The sequence below is a fragment of the Sediminibacillus albus genome, assembly GCF_900101125.1.
GTDB classification, from domain to species: domain Bacteria; phylum Bacillota; class Bacilli; order Bacillales; family Amphibacillaceae; genus Sediminibacillus; species Sediminibacillus albus.
The window spans coordinates 1,038,797-1,057,552 of the sequence record NZ_FNFL01000001.1; the positions used below are offsets into that span (position 1 = coordinate 1,038,797).

Annotated in this window: 21 protein-coding genes and 1 pseudogene; 13 read left to right on the forward strand and 9 right to left on the reverse strand. The window is 35.7% G+C overall.

Going from position 1 to position 18,756, the window contains the following annotated elements; translation table 11 throughout:
* Positions 1 to 34 precede the first annotated feature (34 nt).
* Complete coding sequence (locus BLR93_RS05330; protein ID WP_093211902.1) at positions 35 to 484, reverse strand: DUF305 domain-containing protein; 450 nt, start codon at positions 482 to 484, stop codon at positions 35 to 37.
* 291 nt (positions 485 to 775) lie between these two features.
* Between BLR93_RS05330 and BLR93_RS05335 the strand changes: the two genes are divergently transcribed.
* The 4 genes from BLR93_RS05335 (at position 776) to BLR93_RS05350 (ending at position 4,066) form a co-directional block, all read left to right on the forward strand.
* Entirely contained in the window at positions 776 to 1,027 is a 252-nt protein-coding gene (locus tag BLR93_RS05335; protein WP_425440920.1) for a hypothetical protein, read from the forward strand.
* 441 nt (positions 1,028 to 1,468) lie between these two features.
* Positions 1,469 to 2,866: an L-cystine transporter gene (locus tag BLR93_RS05340; protein ID WP_093211904.1), complete on the forward strand. Its 1,398-nt coding sequence runs from the start codon at positions 1,469 to 1,471 to the stop codon at positions 2,864 to 2,866.
* A 334-nt stretch (positions 2,867 to 3,200) separates the two neighbouring features.
* Complete coding sequence (locus BLR93_RS05345; RefSeq protein ID WP_093211906.1) at positions 3,201 to 3,659, forward strand: LytTR family DNA-binding domain-containing protein; 459 nt, start codon at positions 3,201 to 3,203, stop codon at positions 3,657 to 3,659.
* Positions 3,656 to 4,066: a DUF3021 domain-containing protein gene (locus BLR93_RS05350; protein WP_093211908.1), complete on the forward strand. Its 411-nt coding sequence runs from the start codon at positions 3,656 to 3,658 to the stop codon at positions 4,064 to 4,066. Before BLR93_RS05345 ends, BLR93_RS05350 begins: the two co-directional genes overlap by 4 nt.
* A 213-nt stretch (positions 4,067 to 4,279) precedes the next feature.
* Here BLR93_RS05350 and BLR93_RS05355 read toward each other — a convergent pair whose 3' ends face one another.
* The 3 genes from BLR93_RS05355 to BLR93_RS05365 all read right to left on the reverse strand — a co-directional run bounded on the left by BLR93_RS05355 (position 4,280) and on the right by BLR93_RS05365 (position 6,088).
* On the reverse strand, positions 4,280 to 5,056 hold the full coding sequence (locus BLR93_RS05355) for an N-acetylmuramoyl-L-alanine amidase (protein WP_093211910.1): 777 nt from the start codon (positions 5,054 to 5,056) through the stop codon (positions 4,280 to 4,282).
* Positions 5,057 to 5,337: 281 nt separating this feature from the next.
* Positions 5,338 to 5,559 carry a hypothetical protein gene (locus tag BLR93_RS05360; protein ID WP_093211912.1) on the reverse strand — a complete coding sequence of 74 codons (222 nt, stop codon included), beginning with the start codon at positions 5,557 to 5,559 and terminating at the stop codon, positions 5,338 to 5,340.
* A gap of 106 nt (positions 5,560 to 5,665) precedes the next feature.
* Positions 5,666 to 6,088, reverse strand: a complete 423-nt coding sequence (locus tag BLR93_RS05365) for a hypothetical protein (protein ID WP_093211914.1) — start codon at positions 6,086 to 6,088, stop codon at positions 5,666 to 5,668.
* 405 nt (positions 6,089 to 6,493) lie between these two features.
* On the opposite strand from BLR93_RS05365, the gene BLR93_RS05370 reads away from it, so the two are divergent.
* The 4 genes from BLR93_RS05370 to BLR93_RS05385 all read left to right on the forward strand — a co-directional run bounded on the left by BLR93_RS05370 (position 6,494) and on the right by BLR93_RS05385 (position 9,801).
* Complete coding sequence (locus BLR93_RS05370; RefSeq protein WP_093211916.1) at positions 6,494 to 7,420, forward strand: M23 family metallopeptidase; 927 nt, start codon at positions 6,494 to 6,496, stop codon at positions 7,418 to 7,420.
* Between the two features lie 245 nt (positions 7,421 to 7,665).
* Entirely contained in the window at positions 7,666 to 7,950 is a 285-nt protein-coding gene (locus BLR93_RS05375) for a YolD-like family protein (protein WP_093211918.1), read from the forward strand.
* A gap of 85 nt (positions 7,951 to 8,035) precedes the next feature.
* Positions 8,036 to 8,527, forward strand: coding sequence for a hypothetical protein (locus BLR93_RS05380; RefSeq protein WP_093211920.1), 492 nt, complete (start codon positions 8,036 to 8,038; stop codon positions 8,525 to 8,527).
* A gap of 251 nt (positions 8,528 to 8,778) precedes the next feature.
* Complete coding sequence (locus BLR93_RS05385) at positions 8,779 to 9,801, forward strand: hypothetical protein (protein WP_093211922.1); 1,023 nt, start codon at positions 8,779 to 8,781, stop codon at positions 9,799 to 9,801.
* Between the two features lie 692 nt (positions 9,802 to 10,493).
* On the opposite strand, the gene BLR93_RS05390 is transcribed toward BLR93_RS05385, so the two are convergent.
* From BLR93_RS05390 to BLR93_RS18490, 5 genes and pseudogenes are all read right to left on the reverse strand, one after another.
* Positions 10,494 to 10,763 carry a hypothetical protein gene (locus BLR93_RS05390; RefSeq protein WP_245690065.1) on the reverse strand — a complete coding sequence of 90 codons (270 nt, stop codon included), beginning with the start codon at positions 10,761 to 10,763 and terminating at the stop codon, positions 10,494 to 10,496.
* Positions 10,756 to 10,881: a hypothetical protein gene (locus BLR93_RS18350; protein ID WP_281241678.1), complete on the reverse strand. Its 126-nt coding sequence runs from the start codon at positions 10,879 to 10,881 to the stop codon at positions 10,756 to 10,758. Before BLR93_RS18350 ends, BLR93_RS05390 begins: the two co-directional genes overlap by 8 nt.
* Positions 10,882 to 11,758: 877 nt before the next feature.
* Positions 11,759 to 11,857: a hypothetical protein gene (locus BLR93_RS18235; RefSeq protein ID WP_245690066.1), complete on the reverse strand. Its 99-nt coding sequence runs from the start codon at positions 11,855 to 11,857 to the stop codon at positions 11,759 to 11,761.
* 517 nt (positions 11,858 to 12,374) lie between these two features.
* The gene (locus BLR93_RS18240; RefSeq protein WP_245690067.1) at positions 12,375 to 13,886 is read right to left on the reverse strand and encodes an HNH endonuclease; all 1,512 of its coding nucleotides are present in this window, start codon (positions 13,884 to 13,886) and stop codon (positions 12,375 to 12,377) included.
* Between the two features lies 1 nt (position 13,887).
* Positions 13,888 to 14,252 (reverse strand): annotated as a pseudogene (locus BLR93_RS18490) (DUF6884 domain-containing protein).
* Between the two features lie 555 nt (positions 14,253 to 14,807).
* On the opposite strand from BLR93_RS18490, the gene BLR93_RS05425 reads away from it, so the two are divergent.
* The 5 genes from BLR93_RS05425 (at position 14,808) to BLR93_RS05445 (ending at position 18,662) form a co-directional block, all read left to right on the forward strand.
* Positions 14,808 to 15,209 carry a DNA/RNA helicase domain-containing protein gene (locus tag BLR93_RS05425; RefSeq protein WP_093211928.1) on the forward strand — a complete coding sequence of 134 codons (402 nt, stop codon included), beginning with the start codon at positions 14,808 to 14,810 and terminating at the stop codon, positions 15,207 to 15,209.
* Positions 15,194 to 15,958, forward strand: coding sequence for a hypothetical protein (locus BLR93_RS05430; protein WP_093211930.1), 765 nt, complete (start codon positions 15,194 to 15,196; stop codon positions 15,956 to 15,958). The genes BLR93_RS05425 and BLR93_RS05430 overlap by 16 nt, the downstream gene beginning before the upstream one ends.
* A 209-nt stretch (positions 15,959 to 16,167) precedes the next feature.
* Positions 16,168 to 16,380, forward strand: coding sequence for a hypothetical protein (locus BLR93_RS05435; RefSeq protein ID WP_093211932.1), 213 nt, complete (start codon positions 16,168 to 16,170; stop codon positions 16,378 to 16,380).
* Positions 16,381 to 16,902: 522 nt separating this feature from the next.
* Positions 16,903 to 17,760: a hypothetical protein gene (locus BLR93_RS05440; RefSeq protein WP_093211934.1), complete on the forward strand. Its 858-nt coding sequence runs from the start codon at positions 16,903 to 16,905 to the stop codon at positions 17,758 to 17,760.
* Between the two features lie 113 nt (positions 17,761 to 17,873).
* On the forward strand, positions 17,874 to 18,662 hold the full coding sequence (locus BLR93_RS05445) for a tyrosine-type recombinase/integrase (RefSeq protein ID WP_175559251.1): 789 nt from the start codon (positions 17,874 to 17,876) through the stop codon (positions 18,660 to 18,662).
* The last annotated feature ends 94 nt before the right edge of the window (positions 18,663 to 18,756 follow it).

The following is an 18,756-nucleotide window of genomic DNA, read 5'->3' on the forward strand; positions in this document are numbered from 1 at the left end:
TATCTTTTTGTCCCAACTTCTTTTTATCCTGGAATTATTCATCCTCAATGTCTTTTATCAATTTCTTCATTTCGCTAATTTCTTTGCGTTGCGCCTTTATGATTTCATCCGCAAGTTTACGAACTCTCGGGTCTGTTATTTCTGCACGTTCACTCGTTAATATCGCAATGGAATGATGAGGAATCATAGCTTCCATATAGTCTGTATCATCAACTAACGTTTGGCTTCGCAGCAGGAACAGCGAAAGAAAAAATACTATAACACTTCCAGCAGCAATGCCAATGTTTACTTTCCGTTTTTTTAACATATGGAGCATAAAAACAAGCATAATCATAGTCATGGCTGCGCCCATCATTAGAGCCATATAAGCTCTTGTTTCGCTAAAAAAAAGATGATCAAGCTTAAAGGTACTAAAATACTTGAAGATATACATCGCAACCGTAGAGGTTAAAACCATCCCGGCAAATTTTAGGTAGGGTTTCATTATAAACACTCCTTTTATAAATTCTAATAGAAGTAAATACCCGTGTTTCATGCAAAGTATTCTAGCATTCAACATTATCCAGGAATATTTAAAAATTAATCCTTACTATATAGTGTTTTTTCTATTAAATAGAGAGCTAAGTATATTATAGGTTTCTTGCTAACCTAATGGAAATGTATAGTTAGTCTCCATTTCATCTATTCCCGTAAGTATTCACAGTAAACAGGCTACATTCTTACTTTAAGTTAATACAATATGAGAGAACGAGCAGAAAGGAGGATAAAGTGCATCATGAATTATGAACATCAGGAATATCCAGGCCCTGAACAACAGGCAATGTATGGAGAAAATAGAGGACGACCATTTTTCGGGCCACGGCCTTTTTTTGGTTATCCTCGACCTTTTTATAGACCGAGGCCATATTATGGAGGTTTCGGCAATCCCTTTATTGGAGGAGTGCTAGGCGGTCTTGTCGGCAGTACACTTTTTTACCCGCCTTACGGATATGGTTACCCGCCATATTATGGTGGGTATTACTACTGACAAAATAGCTAAAAACGACGTGAAAACAGCAAAGGAGAGACTGTTCCGCTTAACAGTCTCTTTTTCTATTAGATCCCGAGGCTTAAGACAGGCAGTTCCTGTTCTCAGACTTTCTTTAGCTCATCTGAGAGACACTTTTTGTGAACGACCACTTGGTAAGTATATTCCTTCATCCCCAATCGTCATTCCTGACAAAGCAGCCTTTATTACCGACTTTTCCCCCAGCTACTTTCTACCTTCCAACGGATTGGCTTCTCATTGGCTCCGGAAATTTTTTAAAAAAAATATAAAGTCATTAGCCGATAAATCTGGTAACAGAAACTTAACAATTCCTATAAATGAATTAAGTCATACTAGTTACCTCGGATTTATATGTATTAGTAAGCAATCAACTGTTAGGTGCATATGCTAACATAATCAAAATTAACAGGGGGTTTATGGATGGAAATTGTCTTCGTCTTCATTAATATCATCGTTTTACTTGCAATTATTGGTGTGCTAATTACGATGCAGCGCAAGCACATTTCATTTTCAAAACGGGTGTTTACCGGATTAGGATTAGGAATTGTGCTCGGTTCAGTTTTACAATGGATTTATGGCAGCGGTTCTGATGTACTCGCGACTACAACGGATTGGTATAGTATTGTCGGCCGGGGCTATATCAGCTTTTTAATGATGATTGTTATTCCACTTGTAATGGTATCGATTATCCAATCGATTATTAACTTGGACAAATCAGCAGAACTCGGAAAAATGTCCGCGTGGATCATCGGTATCCTCATTACCACGACCATGATTGCGGCATTAGTAGGAATTGGTGCCGCAAGTATATTTGATTTAAATGCCGAGCAGATTGAAGCAGGGCAAGCGGAACAGGACCGCGGGGCTTCGCTTGAAACTACACTGAGCGATGTAGTGGAAAACCAAACCACCCCTCAAAAAATCTTGAACTTCATCCCTTCCAATATCTTTTTGGATATGACTGGCCAGCGTTCCACATCGGTCATCGCAGTTGTCATTTTTTCCGTTATTGCAGGGATAGCCGTGTTAGGGCTGCGAAAGAAAAACCCTGAACAAGCGCAAATGTTCACCAATATTGTTAATGCGCTATATGGAGTAGTCATGCGGATTGTGACGCTAATTTTACGTCTAACTCCTTTTGGTATCTTGGCGTTAATGGCAAATACCGTAGCAGCTACCGACTTTGCAGGAATTCTAGAGCTTGGGAAGTTTGTACTGGCATCCTATTTGGCCTTAATTACAATGTTTGTGATTCACTTAGTATTAGTTGGCGTTTTCGGGTTAAACCCGGTGACGTTTTTGAAAAAAGTCATCCCTGTATTAGGCTTTGCATTCACTTCCCGTTCCAGCGCTGGTACAATTCCATTAAACATTTCAGCACAAAAAAATACCCTCGGTGTTGATCAGGGAATCGCAAATATATCCGCATCCTTTGGGGCAACGATGGGACAAAACGGCTGTGCAGGCATTTATCCAGCGATGCTGGCTGTTATGATTGCCCCAACCGTGGGAATCGATCCGCTGGACCCTCTATTCATACTTCAACTGGTCGTGATTATCGGAATCAGTTCCTTCGGTATTGCTGGCGTTGGCGGCGGTGCAACATTTGCCGCATTAATCGTGTTATCTTCGCTGAACATGCCGGTGGCGTTAGCAGGTTTATTGATCTCTATCGAAGCGTTCATTGATATGGGACGTACTGCATTAAATGTAAATGGCGCCATGGTTTCAGGTACACTAACCTCCCGAATATTAGGCAAGCTCAATATGAAAACATTTAATGACAAAACAGCGATTGACGAAAGCCAATCCTTATAGCGAAACGTTAATGATAGCAACTCCTTGAAAAGGTCGGCCAAATTACAAGAGGCTGTTCCAATGTTACGTTGGAACAGCCTCTATTTTTTTGAAGATCTCCATTTAAGTGGAAATCTTTATCATCAAGTTTGCTCATACATTTATCAACACCTTTACAAAAAAATTCTCAAACAGGTACAGTAATGAAGGTTTATTTGACAACTCTTCATGCAGGATGTACAGATGAATTTGCATCTTGTGGCGATAGTTCGACGCTTCGCCTCCATCATGGTGACAATTGGAATCGCCGCATCTATACTAATTTTAGAGCCTTAACTTAAAGGAGAGAGAAAGCATGAAGGTCATACTCGATGTCGATCGTAATCACGAAAAAACGGCGGTTACGATCCACTGTAAGGAAATTAGCGATTCTATTAAGGAAATCTTGGATTTTCTCGAAAAAAGAGAAACAAAATTTATCGTCGGAAGAAAGGGGGATATGCAGCATATTTTGAAACCCGAGGAAGTTCACTATTTTCACTCTGAAGGAGATACAGTCATGGCAACGACTTCTGAAGGCCTCTTCAAAGTTAAAGAAAAGTTGTATGAGCTGGAAGATTCACTTCCATCCAACCGGTTTATCCGGCTGTCGAAGTCTGTCATCGCCAACCTTCATGAAATGAGCCATTTCGAACCATCATTCAATGGCACGCTCTGTGTGTATTTTAAATCTGGAGGGAAAGAATATGCCTCCAGACATTATGTAAGCAACATAAAAGAAATATTACGACTAAACAGGAGGGAAAACAAATGAAAACTTTTTTATTCAGAAGTATTATCGGCATCTTTTTTGGAGCATTCATAGCAGTAATGGCGACTAATGCTCTTGTTTATTTTGGCGGGGAGAATGTATTAGACGGTAATCTTTTTCTGAAAAACTCCCTTGGCTGCATCTTTTGCGGTTGGTTATTTTCGGTGACACCGCTCTACTTTGAGATAAGGTCTTTACGTCTTCCGCAGCAGACAGCACTTCATTTTATAACGGTCAATATTGTCTATTTTATTTTAGCCTATAAAATCGGCTGGATTCCGGCCGGAACAATTAATATTTTGATTTTCCTGGCCATATCGCTTGTCATCTATGCAACTTTCTGGATCTGTTTCTACCTTTATTTCAAAAATGAAGCCAAAAAACTTAATGAAGATCTAAAGCATATTTAATAGCGGGTGTTCTCTTAACTGCTGTGCCAGCCGGGTTTGTTTATTGGCTCAGCAAACTTTCCCAGAGACGATCATCGACCACTATAAAAAGAGGGAGATTATTAAATTAATCCCCTCTTTTGTTTTATCGATTAAATGGCCAGCATAATGCTATTTCTATTTTTGTGTTATCGCCCGGAATGAGGCTTTAACTAGGTTACTAATATTGGTTTGTTACCTAGTATAATACCTGACATAAGTCGGATTAGCAGTAATATACAAGCCGCTCTTTATTTGATACATATAGCCGCCAGCAACTGGGAATTTGTCCCGAATAACGGTAAATACTTCCCCTCTGTTTACTACAACTGCTTTATCAGCCCAGTCAGCAGAGTTGTAAGTCCATAGTGAATCGACTATTATCTCTACATATTTTTGCGTACCGTCATCTCCCCCTCCGCTGTTTGGTGTTAGACCAAGTGCATTAGCCACTCCTATAACATGCCCGCGAGCAACTCGTGTTAAAAACGCATCTGATTTCAGAGCTGCCGCATCCGAAGAATTGTCAATGAACCCATTCTCTGTTAGGACAGCTTGCATCGCTGATTCTCTAACCATGTGGAAGTTTGCTTCTTTTTTACCGCGATCCCTAAAACCTGTTTCTATGACAATCGCATCATGAACAATGCTTCTTAGACGGTTTGTCTCCGTTTTTCCCGGATAATTTCCGTTGTACGTGTAAGATTCAAAACCGGTACCACCGCCAGCATTAATGTGAACAGAGACTAGATAGTCAGCACCCCAGCTATTTGCCATGTTGGTACGTTGGCTTAATGACAGGGTTTGATCTGTTGTACGTGAAAGCATTACAGAGTGCCCTTGATAATCACGGTTTAAAAGATCGCGAATCTTTAGTGCAATAGCTAACGTTACATCTTTCTCCTGTAATCCATTACCTATTGCCCCTGGATCATTGCCTCCATGTCCTGGATCGATAAAAATTTTTGTCATAAAATCCCTCCTTCCTATTTTTTATGCCAAAGATGCTTCTTCCGCTTGGACTAGCCATTTGACTAGTAACGAAGACAGATATGTTTTTTTGTAGAAAAAAGCACCCACCAAAGGGCTGTGTTTCGGCTTTGACGGGTACTTTTGTTCCAATAGTTTTCTTTTAGTTTCATCATCCAAAAACTCAATAACAGCTGATTTAACTCTTTGTTCATCAGTGATAGTAACACCCTCTCATTGCCTTCAACCCCAACCTTCGATAAAAGGAGGGTTCTTCCTACACTTTAATGAGCTAAAGGAGTTTGTGCCCAAAAATAAATTCCGCCTAAAACTCCTATACCAATAAAACCTCTCATTAATTTATCAGGCAACCGCAAACTCTTCGCTAGAAAACCTGTTAAAAAACCACCAGCGAGCATTATTAATAATAAAATTCCAAAATTTAATGCAAGCTCATTTACTGGACCTCTGTTTGCCCGAAGAGCTTTGCTAACTTCCCCTTCCATAGTTTCACCTCCAACTAATTCATAAAATATTTATAAAAGAAAAAGCACTCCGTTTAGGAATGCTTTAACTTACTTATTTTTAATAAAAAGACATCTTCTTTTTCATTTAGTAAACAGTTCTTAATTGAAAATCATAACCGTATGATGAAGTGGTTCCTGCCCGAACAACCAAGTAGTACCACGAATTACCATCAACTTGCATTATCCTGTCGTCGTCTTCTAAAAACGCGATTTGTGTATAGTTTTCATCATAAATTTCCATGTTGTAATATGCATCTAAAGAAAAGATGCTAAATCCTGCTTCAGTTGAATAAGGAAACATAACTTTATATACTTTAGGATCTGCATATCTGTTTATTATTGTACTAGTAATTGTCTCCCCAGCATCAATCTCGTAAGCATTATCAAAATTAATATCATCCACAGACTGCACAGTTACTTTGGTCTCCTCATCACTTGCGGATGCGTTTGTCGCAAATCCAGCAACCGCCAAGACCAATACACCTACTAATGTTAAAATCTTTTTCAAAAAATCTCCTCCTTTAAATTGGTAAATAAATACTTTCCTTACTATTATCGGTATCAATTAGATAAGGTTTAGAAAATAATTGAATTTTTTCATAATAAATCCATAACGTTTTTTTCTTAAAACAATCCCAAACGGGGCACAAGGCATCGCTGTCAATAGCCAAATAATAAACGATGGCAAGAGAAAAACAAAAAACATGCAAAATAATAAAACATCAGATTAAATTGAGACGGCTGTTTCAGGAGCGTGAAAAGTTACTGATGAAAAATGAATAATAAGGTTTCACCCCTTCTCTATATCGAGGAGGGGTTTTTATAGTTTTTCATGGAATATTTTGAATAATCTTGCAGGTGTTTTTATGGATTAGTCGAATCCATTGTATATAAACTTTTAGGAGGTTGATTTATGAAATTGATTCTTCATCGGTTTTTTATCAGTTTTCTCCTCGTAATGATCGTTTCTTCAACATTGTTAATTAGTCCTACCTTGGCTAATGCAGACACAGGGTACTTTAGATGGCCTGCTGACGGAACAATTACTTCAGACTATGGCTACAGAGATTATGACAACAAATTTCATCATGGACTTGATATCGCAAAGACGGGTACAGTACCAGTTAAAGCGGCATATTCAGGGATTGTTACGCGCTCAACTGTTAGTTCTGGTAGTTACGGAACCTATATAACTATTAAACATATCATTAATAAAACCAAATACGAGACACTATATGCCCATCTCCGTAGCAAAAGTGTATCAGTTGGCGACTTCGTGGAAATTGGGGATACCATTGGATATATGGGGAATACAGGAAATTCAACAGGACAGCATTTGCACTTTGAAGTACATCAGCCCTACTGGAACGCGAGCAGATCCTATTCTTTAAATCCTGAAAGTTATTTAGGTAGCAGAGTAGGGGTTTTAGATGGCACCGAATTCAATCCCGATAACGGCTCTTATGGTTATGTACAAATAGATACTTCCCCTGAATATGGGGTCAATTACTATGATGCCCCTAATGGTAAGTTTTTAGGTAGACTTCCCGGACAAAATATTTATGGCGTTTATGCAGAGAGAGACGGTTATTACAACCTTGGTGGCGGAAAATGGGTGAAGGAAAGCAGTGTGATTTTCAAACGTTTTAGGGCCTACGTGAATTACGATTATCGGTACGGGGTAAATGTTTATGATGCTCCTAACGGAAACTATGTTAGAAAGCTGAGTGGAAATGATGTATTTAATGTTTACACTTATAGTGATGGTTACTATGGCTTAGGTGCAGACGCCTGGGTGAAATCTGATAACTTAATCATTATCAAGCCACAATTTAATTAAAGAAAAGGTCCCGATAATAGGGGCCTTTTTATTATTACCAAAACATTTTTCCCACATGTGATTGGCCAGTTGTTCCATCAAAGAGATACCACATCTATAAATGTGATTGTCTTTTAAGCTTGACCAGTCAATGCCTAATTCAAATTCCAAATATTTCCAATTTATACAGGTAAGGTTGTCACAAATGCTAAGCCCGGTACTTCTTATCACAACGAGGCGGAAATGTTAAATGGGAAGCTTTCAAAATGATAATGCCAGAGCATGTTGAGATGTTAAATGAATGGTATGAATCAGAAAACTTTGTAGAGAAACCCATACTTAGTGAAGACCAGCTGCAAGAGATGAAGCAAACCATCCAGGAAGCAGTGAAATTCAAGCGTAAGATTTTCATATTCTTCTACGATAACGGCAAAGTGGGATTAGTCGAAGGAATAATCAAAGGTCACGGTATGGGTAAGTTGGAAGTGGAAAATAATGATGGGGTTGATTATTTGGCTCCATCTGAAGTCGTAGATGTTTCAATCGTTTGAAAAGAGGCTTACTTAAAAAGTCTCTCTTTTCTATCCTTGTCTATTTATATTCTCTTGCTATAATAATTGGATAAGAGGTGAAATTATGGCTAGACTTTCCAAAAACAACAGAAAATACATGAGTAAACCAGACATGATTAAATCTCTGGTAAAGATATATGAATTATACTCTCGATCAGAGGTGCCCTTAGCAAATGTACATATCCTTTTAGATCATTTTTTGTGGGGATGGACCGAATTTGAAGGTAAGTATAAAGGCTGCAAATGGTGGTCCGAAAATGCATATAATCAATTCATCAATTCCAAAAAGGAAACTGCTGGATTAATTCATGAACATGTAGTTCCTAGAAACGTAATAAGGGTAAAATTCCTGGAAATGCTAGATAACGGTTGTAACGAAGAAGAATTGTATCGTTTCCTGTATCAATATCTCTTTGCTTGTATAATTACAAAAGAGGAAGATCATTTGCTTAGGAATTCTGGTTTTAAAAATCAACTAGGTCAAGAACTCCATAAAGAGACGATTTGGTATAGGTATGAACAAGCAAAAATAAAGGTTAAACAGATTTCATGGTAACCATTCGAAGGTAGAGCAGTGAATAGTAGCTTTGTTCGGCTTTATAGTCGCTTCCAGGCTTTGATTTCCGTTTAGTTCTTCGGGCAGTTCGTGAGTTGCTTGTAACGGGAACTCCTTTCCTTCCAAATCCCGGACACTTAATACACATTTTGCATGGCATCACCTCCTATATAATTACTAAAATCCTATCGTTATAATAAGAAATACGTGGTACAATTAACAAAAAATATCCAAAAATCAGGGGTGTTATCATGTCTCTTTCGACTTTCATTAAGCAAAACGAAAAAGTATTCAAAGGTTCGCAAGATATCAAGTATTTCTTCTGGCCATCTGAAAAGCCTTCTAAAAACTTGGTTGTAATTTTTTCTGGTTTTAATGGTAGTGAAGCAAAAGGTGTCCCAGCCACGTATAACTACATAAAGCCAATGAGTAAAATCGATTGCAATAGATTGTTTATCCTCGATGATTATAGAGGCCATCCCTGCTATTACTTAGGCGAAAATAAAAAACTTGATTACGAAGTGTCCGTTATTTCTTTGATTTATCGTATAGCAAACAAACTCAATATACCTCCTGAGAATATTATTACTTGTGGTTCAAGTAAAGGAGGTACTGCTGCTCTTTATTTAGGTTTAAAATACCAATTCGGCCATATAGTCACCGGAGGCTTTCAAATCAAAGTAGGTGATTACTTGCATTCCGTGCATAATTATGGAAGAGATAAGGTTTTAAAGTTAATTACTGGCGGTAGTACAGGTTTATATAAAGAATATTTGAATGAATTTTATTTGGATTTTATAAATAATGTTAAAGTAAAAGATACTTCTTTATATATACACGGCGGAAAGGGTGATTCACATTATTTAGAGCATGTAACTATTTTTAATGAAACAATGAACAAAAGAAATATCCCTTATAACTTAGACATTCAAAACTATTCCTCACATGCTGAAATCGGTCCTCATTTTGTTGAATTTATCTTAGATAAAATACCAGAAATAACAAGGACGCTTTTAATTAAAGATACCTTTATTACAAAGACTCAAAATAACGAAATAAAAGTTTCCTGTACCGTTAACGACCGTAAATCAACTATTCAATACGCATATTATATCTACAAAGAAGGAAAAACTGAGCCTGTTGATAAAATCATGTACACTTCAGATACTTCAATAATATACAAAATAAAAGAACCTGGAAAATACCGAGTGCGAATTTTTGCACGAAGAGGAGATCAAAAAGTAGCTCTTGGCACATCCAGTGTTTCATTTTAGTTATCCCATCAAGAAAGATTCAAAAGAATGAAAAGTTATATTGGTATTTGGGTCAGTTAGTCTACACTCTAATCAAAAAAAGTGTTGCAGTAAGTAAAGGTAAATACCCACTGTCATTATAAAAACCCAACCTGACACTCCCCGTCTAATCAAATATTTTGTTTCGAAATTCATAAATTATCTCCCCTCCTTCGAACTAATTCGACAAAAGGAAGGGTTTTCCTCCATAATTGGAGAAAGGATACGAGAAAGGAGAGGAACTAAATGTTATATAACTTACTAAATGAAATATTAATAGAACCCATAAAACGTTTAGGTATTGTGGCCTTTTCGCTTGTGGCAGGCTTCGTTCTTGCTGGTTGGGCTCTATCTACAGTTATTAACTACGACGTAAGCAACTTTATGAGTTTTCTCAATACCACGCCTTAATTGGTGTGGTTTGTTAAAATAAAAGACACCCGTTAGGGTGCCCTTAACAACTCTCTTCGGCCAGATAACTTTGCCTCGCCGTCCTCCCTTCCAGTTTAACCACAACGCCTATGATTTGCAATTTCTCTGCAAAGTGTGCATTTTGTGCAATTCTGTCCACCACATCATCACGAAGGTTGTAAACATGACGCCTGGACAGTCCCATGTGATTGCTAATCGCTCCCATACTCATACCATCCAACAAACACTCCAGCACAGCCTTCTTACACTCGTCTACGACTACATACATGCGTTCCTGGATAAACGACCTTCTTCTCCAACTTATCAATCCAAGTATGCTTTTTATCTCTTCTGATGACTTCCCGGACGACTGGATCACCCGAGTCTCCCTGTGCTTTTGGCATAGCAGATTCGATTCCTGATTGAGCAACTAAATTAGTACCGGCATCTTTTAATAATTCTCGCTGTCTCTTAATCTCGTTCACCATCCAATGGTAGTTGCACAACGTATCTGCAATCTGTTTTTTATTCATTCCGCTCAGTTCCAATCCTCATCAATTGTTTAGCATAGTCACTCTGCTTAATCGACTTTTGCACCGGTTTATCTCTATCCCTGCGATACTCACTGATTTTCCATTGAAACTTATACATAACTAGTCCCCCTTATTTAGTAAAAAAAGGACACCAACTAAGCAGTTGCATGTGCAACTTACTTAATCAGTGTCTCCAGCTGGTAGAACTTTTTAATTTCTTTGGATAATTAATTAAACTTAAAGAATGCTTAGCTATTTTTTATTAATTCAATAATCCTAATTAGTAAAGATGAAATCAGTGCTAAAAGTAAACAAATAAATATGAGAATATGAAAAACTGCCCCTTCACTATTAACATCTAAAGCAGTTGCCGACATTATAAACAATATATATATAACTATAGCGATAGAGAAAAAATATCCTAAAACTTTAAGCAAATGTACCACCTTCCAAGAATATTTATGTAATTTTATTTGAATTATCTCTACTATTATATTAAAGATAACAGAGAAAGCATAGAATAACTAATTTAATAGCAATCTTCTCCATCAAAAGTGAAGGATTTAACTTGCACCTTTATCTGTTCTTCTCCTCTTACACCTATTATGTGGAACGAAGAAGATTGTATCTCCGGAGAACAAGGTATAAAGTCCTTTTAATTAAATCAGCTCTGGTCATTAGTTAAGCTATTTGCTCTTTTCCCTGATTTCTTCCATATATAAAATCCCTCCCCTCTTATTACGTAATGCGCAGATACATTTAGTTTGTCATACACAACAACCGATTTTTTCGTCCTTAATATACGAAACGCAACCACCTGTAATTTCGGGCATCATTTTTGGCAAAAAAAATACGCCACCTCTCGAAAGAAGTGACGCAAGTATAGTTATCGCCTATTTATTTTTATTGGACGATTAAGCTTTCCTATTACGTTATTTATCGGGATAGGCGCTTTGCTGACGGTTTATTGATCGTTGTGATAAGTAAGTATATCGTTAGACCATACGCAAATCGGAATGCCCTAGAATCATTTGCAAATGGCGTATATTTCTTCCGTTTTCGAGGAACATTGTCGCCGCGGTATGGCATAACAAATGCGGATGCCACCTCTTTTTAACTCCCGCTTTCTTTGCGTAATTGTATAACCTATTTCATACTGTTTAGCGTCGACTTTGCTCGCCCTCTGCGATTTTTTTTTCGTAAAATATTCGGTATAAATAGTTGAGATTATAGGCGGCAGTTTTCACTTTACTTTGCGTCTTCGTGCGCTTACCCTTCCGTTTGGTGGACCGTGGTTTCATCGTTCATTATATCGCTCCTCATTCGTATTTTATCGAATAAGTCCTGCGCCACCCTGTACGAAATAGCACCGTCACCTTGAGGTCTAAGTCACCGGACAAGTCACCGTTCATTGAGACGTAAAAACCGCGCTAGCACAAGGTTCCAACGCGGTAAAATTCGGTATGATTCCGATTGGGCTCGAACCAACGACCTCCACCATGTCAAGGTGGCGCTCTCCCAGCTGAGCTACGGAATAACTGCACAAATATGTGCATGATTTACGATTATCATATACTTGGTCACAACTTTGTGACCGCTATGTGACCAATACTAAAGCTCTATATTGCTTAATTGTTCTTCGTATAGATTTTCTCTATGCCAGCGAATAAATTCCAACTGATGCAAGTCAAATTGTATCCTCATGTCCTCGTATAAATTCATAAATGTTTTAGTAGGACCACCTAGGGTACTTGAAATTAAAATTCTTCCATCATCATCAAAACTTATATAACCTTTGTCAAACAAGTAATCATGATTTGGACAAAGTAATAAGCCATTGTTCACATCTAGCCGCTCCTGGTTGTTTGATTTACTCCATGGCTTAATGTGACTTGCGACTAAAAATCTTTCGTCAGTTACTCCACATAACTTGCATTTCTTTTCTCTATTTAATAATGATTTCTTAAACTGTGAATGACCAATTCTTGCCTTGATAACCTGCTCTTTTTCACTTTCTGTAATTTCTGTACTACTATCAACCTCTTCTATAAGTTCATCTATTTCTTTAATTAAAGCTTTTTCTAGTTCTGTTTCCTTTTGTAATTCATTATGATACTCATTAAACAACTCTCTTAAGACGGTTATTGAGTCTTTCTCCCATGGTTTACCGTTTGGTCTATCGAATTTAAAGTGAACCATAGTCGTGTTATTTATATTTGCATTGGAATTATACTCAAGTAAGAGCCTAATTCCTGTTTGTTTTGCTGGCGTTAATAGATTCTTGCTTTCTCGGTCAATTACAGTATCAGTTGCTACTTTATTATGATTTTCAAGCACATATACCTCATATACTAAAGTTGGATAATTAACTGTAATAATATAATACTTTGTGTCTTTCCCTTTGACATATTCTCTTTTTCTAAAAGAATCTTGGAAAAGTGCATTCTCAAACCTTCCATCTAGTATCGCTTCCCCATTAAAACTAAAGTTTTCTGTTATTGCTATTTGATACTCATTGTTATTATATTTAATAAATTTCATCTTCAACTTGCTTTGTGACTCACCTTTGGCTTTGTATTGTCCATATTCATTTGGATAGTCTAATCTAATTGCATTGGAAAGGTGTCCTGACCAACGCATTTTGGAACGAGGATTATCCATTTTATCAAATTCGATTGTTGCATCATATTGCTTTTCATTATAAATTAATGTGATATTTTGTTTTTGTCCTTCTTTAAAGTGTACAATGTCAAAAAAACTTCTAATCTCTTTAGGGAGACCTGTACCATTATGTAAAAACACAGATTTATCAATTACCTTAAATGCAACCTCGTTAGATTGAATGGTCCATGAATGACTACTTACTCCAAACTTTTCAATTTTAAAACCCAACTTTTTTAAGTAGTTATTTGTTTCCTCCCCCCCACTAAACAATTCTGGAGACAACTCTTCATCATTTGCATAAAGATTTGCTATTGACAAAACATATTTTGGAGAATACAACTTTCCGTCATAGTTCATATGAAATTTAGTAGCTTCTCTCTCTTCTGGAGTACCATACTTTTGAATGTGGAAAATTGCTTGAAGTATATGTTTCTCCTCAATATTTTTAGGTATTGGCATTCTATGAACCTCCATTGTTAAAGTTGTCGTTGTAGAACTTCATTTGTTTTCCGATATTTAAACTTTCTAAAGGAACTTTGCAAATTACTCCTTTTCGCTCAAGTAATGGTATAAGAAACTCTCTATATCTTTTCCCTGCATAAAAATCCACTTGCTTTATGTTGAAGCCGTCTAAGTCTTGTGCAACTCTTTCAGCCCAACGTCTTCTTTCTTTAACTCCCATATCATTTAAAGTCTCATAGTACGTTTCAATTCTTTCCCTTTTTGTAACAGTCCATATTTAGCAGATAAAATCAGCCAGTCATCATATTCATTGTTCTCAACATACCTTACCGCTTTTGAAAACAATTGTGACTTAGAATACATTTGGGCAGCTTCACACGTGATAATTCTTTTTTCTTTGTACAACTAATAAGAGCAATACGTTTCATATTATTCTCCTTTCTTTTAAAACTTCATACATTTACAGTTACTAAGGTTTGTCATGGCGATTCATATACTAGACTAGAAAGAAATAATAAAGTTAAGAATTATCATGAAGTATTGGAGAGTGGTATTTATTGGTGTATTATACAGGTATAAGTAACTATAAATACATGAACGGAACATGTATAAAGGAGGGGGAATTTCCAGATGTGTACATAGTTTGTTTAAACCTTCAACCTATCTAGTCTCTCCATTTAATTCAACGACCAAGTTTATAAATGGAGAGTATTTTTTAACAGACCACCAAAATAGTATAAAAAAAGATATTATAAATCTTTTCACCTCCAGCTCTGCTGAATTTGTATCAGTCATTGGTAACCCCGGTACAGGTAAGACCCTACTAACATATGATATAGCTAATCATTATATCAATAATAAGCTTAAAGTTTTGGTAGTTCATTGTGTTAAGTTAAACAATGGGCATAGTACTTTAGCATGGACTTACCATGGAATATAAAATCTATTAAATCCTTAAGCGTAATGTCATTACATGATTTTGATATATTAATTGTAGATGAAGCACAAAGACTACAACCTCATCAATTAGATAAAATTCAATGTACTGTTAATTCATTACAAGGAAAATGTATATTCAGCTATGACCCTGCTCAAACTTTTACAAATCAAGAATCTTTTCGAAAAATCGGTTCAATAATTGAACAAAATCTAGCAACTAAAACCTATTGGTTAACAGATAAAATTCGTACTAACAAAGAAATAGCATCATTTATAGTAAATCTCTTTGACTTAAGTAAAACCAACCCAATTTTTTATGCTAGAACTATATTTATGTTTCCACTTGACGAGAGGAGGGCATCCCTATGGATATTACACTAGGTTCAATAAGCAATCCAAAGATTGTCTATGAGATTCCTGTGTACATACTTTTCACAGTTTTAGCAACATTCATAGTAGCAATATTAACACAGGTACTTTCACATTTTTTCGCTAACAGAAGAGATAAAAAGAAAGAGTTTATGCAAAAATACCAAGATTTATATTCAAATACTTTAGCGCCGTTATCAAACTATATGTATATAAAAACTAATCCTATGAAGGGACACGATGTACACGAGGCTGTGGAAGAGAACGACCTACTAGAAATTACATTAATCAAATTAAAAGAAAATATTAAACATGCATCACCAGCTTTGTTAAAAGTACATGAGAGATATTTCGGACACGGATATAAATCAGATGGTTTGGGAGGTGGGAAAGAGAGAGACAAACATGCACTTGTTTACTTTCTATTAGAAGACATGCTTAGAACTAGTAAATGGACTGGAATATTTAGTAGAAGTGATAGACAAAGGTTAAAGCAGAGTAAATATTATTATGGATTGAGTGCTATCACACTTCATTTTTTTAATATGAAGTTTGCAGAGTTAGTACTCCAAATGGAGTATCGGGGGGAAGCTAGAAAAAAAGTTAAATATAGAGGTTTAGGAAAAGAACTACTCACACTTGACCATGTTAAGATGAAAAAGCAACTCCTAAAACATCTGAGTTCAGCAAATGTTAATGAAGATAAAGTATATAGAGATATTATTGAAAAATTATCATATAAAAGAGGAACATCCACATGAGATATTCCTCAAACCAATCGTATAAAAATATTAATGTTCAATTCTTTAATGATGACAACTCAGCTAAAAACTATGCTGAAAATCTTTCTAATAAGGGATAGGAAGTAATAAATTTTACTAACTCGCTATATTATAAAGTTACTTATGACAGTTACCAAAATGAACAAAATAAAAACTCACACGAAGTAATAGCACAAGAATATGATAATGTGGCAGTTTTTATTGACGAACATTTCTTTTACGATACAAATAAAAAATTATTTGCAACTTCAGTTAATGGAGGAGCTTATGCAATTGATAAAATGTTGTATCAAAATTTAACTAGAACTCGTGAAAAGCTAAATGTGATTATAATCAATAATGAAGCAATACTATCAGCTATATTAGAGATTTTATTACAAAAAACAAAAGCAGCTGTATAAACACAAAAATAGTATAAGATGTTTAAACCTTATACTATTTTTATTTTTTCTTATACCTGTCAAACCTTACTACTTTAATATTTAAAACATTCGTAACTCCTTCCGGCTCAATTAAGTATTCCCTTTTATTTTTAACGTCTTTAGCTTAATCCTTTTTGTATTCTCAATTTACGAGTAAAAGCCGATAATTTATAAATAAATCACCACAAAAATGCTTTCGAATCGCATATTTATTACTGAAGTTTCTGACTTGAAGTGTAATTGATAGTTTTTTGTTTTCAATGTTTTGAAGCGACCACATAATGTAGCAACCATAGTTCATGTTTAGTTAATCATCAAATACTCGGGGGGGGGCTACCACAAACATTGCATTCAATTCTATCATTTCTTTTAGTAAAAAAATACATTCTCATATCTTTTGAATAATTTGTATTTTTAGTGAATTTATTGTAAAAAAATAGAATTTATTGGTATAATATTTACTAGATATATTTAATCTTTCATGGTGAGGAGAGGATTTCTATGCCAATTGATGCGGTTTATAGAGATGGAAATAAATCAGTCACCGTAGATGCAAATGATGTAGACAGCAAGACATATTTAGAAAAGTACAAAGGAAAATTGTTTTGTAGTACTGATAATTGTAATGCTCGATTATCGTTGGTGTTTAGAGCCTCGAGACCGAATTTCTTTAAGACATGGCGTAATGACAATCATAATGAGGATTGCTTACATTACTTTGATAGAGTTGCTGATAGAACTGGAGTAAATGTCGAGAATGTGATTAGTCTAGCATTGTCAGAAGCACACAAGAGGAGAGCGTTAAAAGAAGCGTATGCCCAATCAAAAATGACCGAAGAACAGATAGAGGAACAAAAACAAAGAAGAAAATCAAAAAGAAGGAAAAATTCAGTTACTAACAGGAAAAGAAATAACTCGAGAGTTGATATCGCTTTGAATAGTCAAGAAGAAGATACTCAAGAAATTGAACAATTTCAAAGAAGAAAATCACCTAGTCTATATAAACGTAATGTAGACAACTTAAAAGATTCTGACATAGGTAAACCAAGATTAATAATTGGTCAAGTAGTTGATACTGTGGAAAAGGAAGATTTCGCAAGAATCACCGTAAAACATGGTAACAAAATCGTTTCAGTTAATTTTGAAGAAGCTTTCTTTGCAAATAGCGCTAATTTCAAGGGGTTATTCCACCACATTAAGAAATTCAAGGGAAGTCAAGGTAATATTACATTTACAGGAATAGGTGAAGTAAGAAGGTCAAAAAAAGATGGAGAGATAGAAGTAGCCATTTATAGCGGAGATGACTTTTATATTGAGGGTAAGCGATTACCTTCAATCGCAGCTTTACTTTCACATTAAATCTAAAAGAGTAACCTCTTAAAATAGAGGTTGCTTTTTTATTTAATATTTTTTGTTTAATACGTTAAAGTAAGCTTCTATTACTAACACTACTAACTCATATGATAGAATTAATGAAGGAAATATTTTACAAGCTTAAGAGCTTTCAGGGAGGCTCTTACTCTACTCTTAGTTCTATACACATTCAAAGTTTTATTGATGAACTAAGAAAAAACTGTTTATCGGATTCAACAATTAAGCGAATTTTTAATGTAGTTCATGCTTCTCTAAATCATGCTGTCCAAATAGAAGTTATCAAAAAAAATCCCACAAATCACATAGAAAAGCCTAAAGTATCCTTCAAGGAAAACGTTATTTGGAATTTAAATGAGGTTTCACTCTTCCTTAAAACATCTCAGAATAGCCCTTATTATATCGTTTTCCTTCTAGCACTAACTACTGGAATGCGGCAAGGGGAGATATTGGGGTTACGCTGGAAAGATATTGATTTTGAAAATGAGTGTTTATATGTTAGGAAGACTCTGACTCATGATGGTAAAGGGTTTAAAGATGGTTTAAAGAGTAAGGCTGGATACCGCTCAATTGGATTAGATACCCATACTTTAAATGCCCTTGAAAGTAAGAGAAACAAGAATAAAGTTAAAAAGCTTGAAAATGGAAGTTTGTACGTGGATTGTGACCTTGTTATTTGTACCACCAAAGGAGCTCCCATAAATCCTAGAAACTTACTCAGAGCTTTTCATAACATAATCTCTAAAACATCTCTTACCAAAATAAGATTTCATGATTTAAGACACACACACGCAAGTTTAATGCAACAAGGGGAAAATATCAAATTAATATCTGAACGATTGGGTCATGAAGCCTCTAACCGTCTTGCTAAACAATTTTTCAAGCAATAAAGGGCTATTTTAGTTGAATGTGGCCAATCTGTGACCACTTTAAGTATTTCTAGGCAAAATAAAAGAAGTGACGCGGCCTCCCCCTGATGAGAAA